Origin of the sequence: Sulfuricurvum sp. (genome assembly GCF_049587615.1) — a bacterium.
Taxonomy (GTDB): Bacteria; Campylobacterota; Campylobacteria; order Campylobacterales; family Sulfurimonadaceae; genus Sulfuricurvum.
Genome location: NZ_JBAVEF010000007.1, coordinates 1 through 3,729 on the forward strand (window position 1 = coordinate 1; position 3,729 = coordinate 3,729).

At 47.6% G+C, this 3,729-nt stretch carries 4 protein-coding genes and 1 tRNA gene; 2 read left to right on the top strand and 3 right to left on the bottom strand.

Going from position 1 to position 3,729, the window contains the following annotated elements; all coding sequences use genetic code 11:
* Position 1 precedes the first annotated feature (1 nt).
* Positions 2-92 (top strand) — tRNA-Ser (locus WB308_RS00365).
* Between the two features lie 87 nt (positions 93-179).
* Here the strand turns inward: WB308_RS00365 and WB308_RS00370 are convergent.
* Positions 180-1,391: an EAL and HDOD domain-containing protein gene (locus tag WB308_RS00370; protein ID WP_424187857.1), complete on the bottom strand. Its 1,212-nt coding sequence runs from the start codon at positions 1,389-1,391 to the stop codon at positions 180-182.
* A 92-nt stretch (positions 1,392-1,483) separates the two neighbouring features.
* Positions 1,484-2,158: a hypothetical protein gene (locus tag WB308_RS00375; protein ID WP_424187859.1), complete on the bottom strand. Its 675-nt coding sequence runs from the start codon at positions 2,156-2,158 to the stop codon at positions 1,484-1,486.
* Positions 2,159-2,296: 138 nt separating this feature from the next.
* Between WB308_RS00375 and galU the strand changes: the two genes are divergently transcribed.
* Positions 2,297-3,118 (top strand): UTP--glucose-1-phosphate uridylyltransferase GalU, encoded by an 822-nt coding sequence (gene galU, locus WB308_RS00380; RefSeq protein ID WP_424187861.1) that lies wholly within the window; start codon positions 2,297-2,299, stop codon positions 3,116-3,118.
* Positions 3,119-3,214: 96 nt separating this feature from the next.
* On the opposite strand, the gene WB308_RS00385 is transcribed toward galU, so the two are convergent.
* Positions 3,215-3,729 (bottom strand): N-acetylmuramoyl-L-alanine amidase family protein (locus WB308_RS00385; RefSeq protein WP_424187863.1); only part of this gene is annotated, 515 nt, incomplete at its 5' end.

The following is a 3,729-nucleotide window of genomic DNA, read 5'->3' on the forward strand; positions in this document are numbered from 1 at the left end:
TGGACAGATGGGTGAGTTGGCTGAAACCACCTCCCTGCTAAGGAGACGTACTGGCAACGGTACCGAGGGTTCGAATCCCTCTCTGTCCGCCACCTACTTTTAAACTCCCCTATTTACGATACTTGCAGATTCTAAAAATTTTACTGTGCCCAGACTGTATCAAACTAGTATTTTTTTGACTAGAGCTTCGTTTTATCGATATGCACGCCGCTGTACTCAAGCGCATAAATCAGCTCAACCGGATCAAGTTTGTCGAAATTCTCAAGAATCAGTTTTCGAAGGTACTCTTTTTCCATTAGCTCGGCTTTTTGGAGGCTGGGGGCAAATTTCCCTTTTTTCTCAATCACCAACCGTGTGATCTCACTGTCCATCTTGACATGGTTCATCAACTCTTTGATGTTCGTATCAAAAAGTGCCCCTAGCAGCGAAAACATCCCCGCAAGGTACGCTTTTTCCTTATCCCGATGATGGGCGTCTTCTTCCATCCGTTCGGCACGGTTCAACGCAAACTGCAAAATGACCTCTGAAGCGGGATTAGTGGAAATCTCCGCATACAGATAGACGAGCAGCCATCGCAGAAGTTTATCGCGTCCGAGCAGCGTAATGACCTGTGTGATTGATTCGACCGGCGTACTGAACGATTCTTGGTTATTCAGGAATTTGATCAGTTTAAACGACAAATCGGCGCGTTGTTTGATAAACATCTCGATCTTGGTCGTTTCAGCATCCTCTTTGATTAATCGGATAAGCTGCAAAATAATGAGGTGGGTGACCTCTTTATACCCGTCGATTTCCACGATTTCGGGCTTATGCAAAAAATATCCCTGAAACAGATCAAACTGAATCGAGCGATATTTGTCGTACTCTTCTTTTGTCTCGATCTTTTCAGCCAGGAACTTGATCCCCGCGTTGCGCAATTTCCCCATTACTGCTTCAATATTCTGCAGTTCTGCGGACATAACATCGATTTTCATAATGTGGATATGTTTGATCAGCGGTGCGAATTTTTTGATCATTCCAATGCTGCAGTCGAAATCGTCAATAGCTATCGTGTACCCGCGTTTGTGATAGAGCTTGATTTTCTCGATCACTTTTTCGCTCAATTCGATCGTCTCAAGTAATTCAAGGATAAATCTTTTTTTATCGAGCATGTCAATGATGCCGGATGTGAGCATCTGCTCATCTACGTTGATAAACGCAGTCCCGTTTTTGCCCAGAAGCTGGTCGATATTGAGGTTGGTCAGCGTATTGATGATAATATGAGAAGTTGCTTTCATGTTGCCCGGAAATTCCGCTATCCCGTGGGCGGTATCCCGAAACAACAGTTCGTACGCGTAGACATTTCCGTCGGCGTTAAAAATTTTCTGTTTTGCTAAAAACAATTTACCCAAAGACGGTTCCTTTTTCGTGCACTCTTTTGAATCTGTATTACATTATCGGCATTGTGCCTGAAAATGATTAAATTCTAAGAGAGACGTCGAGATTAACGCTCGGATCCTTTGCCGTTACCATGCCCTTTTGCCCCGCGTTCTTGCGATGGTTTACCGCCTTTGGCCCCTCGGTCATCATAACTTTTCGATCCCCGCTCTTCATACCGCTTTTCCTGATAATTTGAAGACCCTTTTTTACTCCGGTAGTGCTCGTCGATGTTCATGTACCGTTCTCCCTTGCGACGCTGATCGATCACATCATCAGCACTCACACGGTGATATTTGGAGAGGAAACGGACATTGGAAAGTTCTACGATCTCATCATCGCGCAGACGGTGCTTTTTCCCCTCTTTGTAATATCCGTACGCTTTACCGTACGGAGGCCCTGAATGGCGATGAGAATCCACGACATAAAGAGTGTGCGGGTCAAGTCCGAGGCGGATCGTAATGTCCCACCAACTGAGTCCGCGTAAACGAAGATCGGCAATAAACTGCGCATCGCGGTGTGCTCGGCGCGATAACAGATATACGACGCTCATCTCCTCGCGGGGGATAGCCCGTTCAATCACAATGATTTCGCTGTGCGGCACACGGTAGTAATCGCCTATCGAAAGAGAAAGACCGCTGATCCCTCTTTCCGAACCGGAAACTCCGATATCAAACTCGGCTCCTGCCGCCCCACTGAACAAACTTCCCGTAATCAATGCTATTGCAGCTATTCGTTTCATCGTTGTCCTCCTGGATCAATAACAAAACATTATAACTCATTTTATGTGTCTCAAAAGCAAACGGATTCAAACATTGTGTTAAGCCCCCTGTGCTAAAATGCCGTATCGTATAGTATTCAACGTTTTTCAGGAGTATCCATGATCAAAAAATGCCTTTTCCCCGCAGCCGGATACGGAACACGCTTTTTACCTGCCACCAAAGCAATGCCCAAAGAGATGCTTCCCGTCCTCACCAAACCGCTGATCCAGTATGGAGTCGAAGAAGCGGTCGAAGCGGGTATTCACACAATGGCCATTGTTACGGGGCGCGGGAAACGGGCATTGGAAGATCATTTTGACGTAAGCTATGAGCTGGAGCACCAGATCAAAGGGACCGACAAAGAGCACTATCTCACCGAGATCCGTACCCTGATCGATCAATGCACGTTCTCCTACACCCGCCAAAACGAGATGAAAGGGCTGGGGCATGCGATTCTTACGGGCGAAACACTGATCGGGAACGAGCCGTTTGCCGTTGTCCTCGCCGATGACTTATGCGACGGAAACGGAGCCGGAGGTATTCTCTCACAGATGGTGGCCTTGTTTGCCAAATACCAATGCTCGATCGTCGCGATCGAGGAAATCGATCCGAGCCAAACCAACCGTTACGGGATTATCGAAGGAACACAGATCGAAGAGGGAGTCTACAAAGTCGGCAACATGGTCGAAAAACCGGATCCTTCCGTTGCCCCGAGCAATCTGGCGATCATCGGGCGCTATATTCTGACTCCTGACATTTTCGGCATCATCGAAAAAACTGCTCCCGGCAAGGGGGGTGAAATCCAGATCACCGACGCGCTGATGACACAAGCCCAAAACGGGATGGTTCTGGCCTATAAATTTAACGGAAAACGGTTCGATTGCGGAAGTGTCGAAGGATTTGTCGAAGCAACGAACTACTTTTACGAAAAAAGTAAATAAAAAAGCGCGATGACCGCGCGTAGGCTTCCTGCCGAAGGAAACCTAGAGTTATCGCAGCAAACCGGACTTTGTTCGGCTTAGCGTATACAAATAGAGTTAGCCGTTATTGGTGAAATAGCGCCCCACCCCTTCAAGAAGCCCTTCCACCATCCATTTTTGGTACTTTTCATCAGCGATCCGCGCCGATTCGTCCGGATGGCTGATATAGCCGACTTCAAGCAATACTGCCGGCATCTGAGCTCCGACTAAAACCCAGAACGGGGCTTCTCTGACGCCGTTGTCCCGTACGTTCGGGAATTGTTTCCGCAGATTGGCGAGCATCCCTTTTTGCAAATCAATCGCCAGTTTATTGGAAGCAATGATTTTTTCGGTGTTCAAAAAGCTCAGGAAGCTGAGTTTTCCGTACTGACCCATCTCGTTCATATCTTCAGAATTTTCCAACGCCGCTACCCGCATCGCCCGCTCACTCCGTCCCGGAGAGAGGAAATAGGTTTCCAGTCCCTGCGCTCCGAGGGGATCGGAGGTTTTAGGGATGGAGTTGGCATGGACCGAAATAAACAGATCGGCTTCTTTGTCGTTGGCAAATTTAGTCCGGTCTTTAAGCTCGATAA

Excerpts from the sequence above, each read along its gene's own strand:
- WB308_RS00375 (WP_424187859.1), bottom strand. The coding sequence starts at position 2,158 with ATGAAACGAATAGCTGCAATAGCATTGATTACGGGAAGTTTGTTCAGT.
- galU (WP_424187861.1), top strand. The coding sequence starts at position 2,297 with ATGATCAAAAAATGCCTTTTCCCCGCAGCCGGATACGGAACACGCTTT.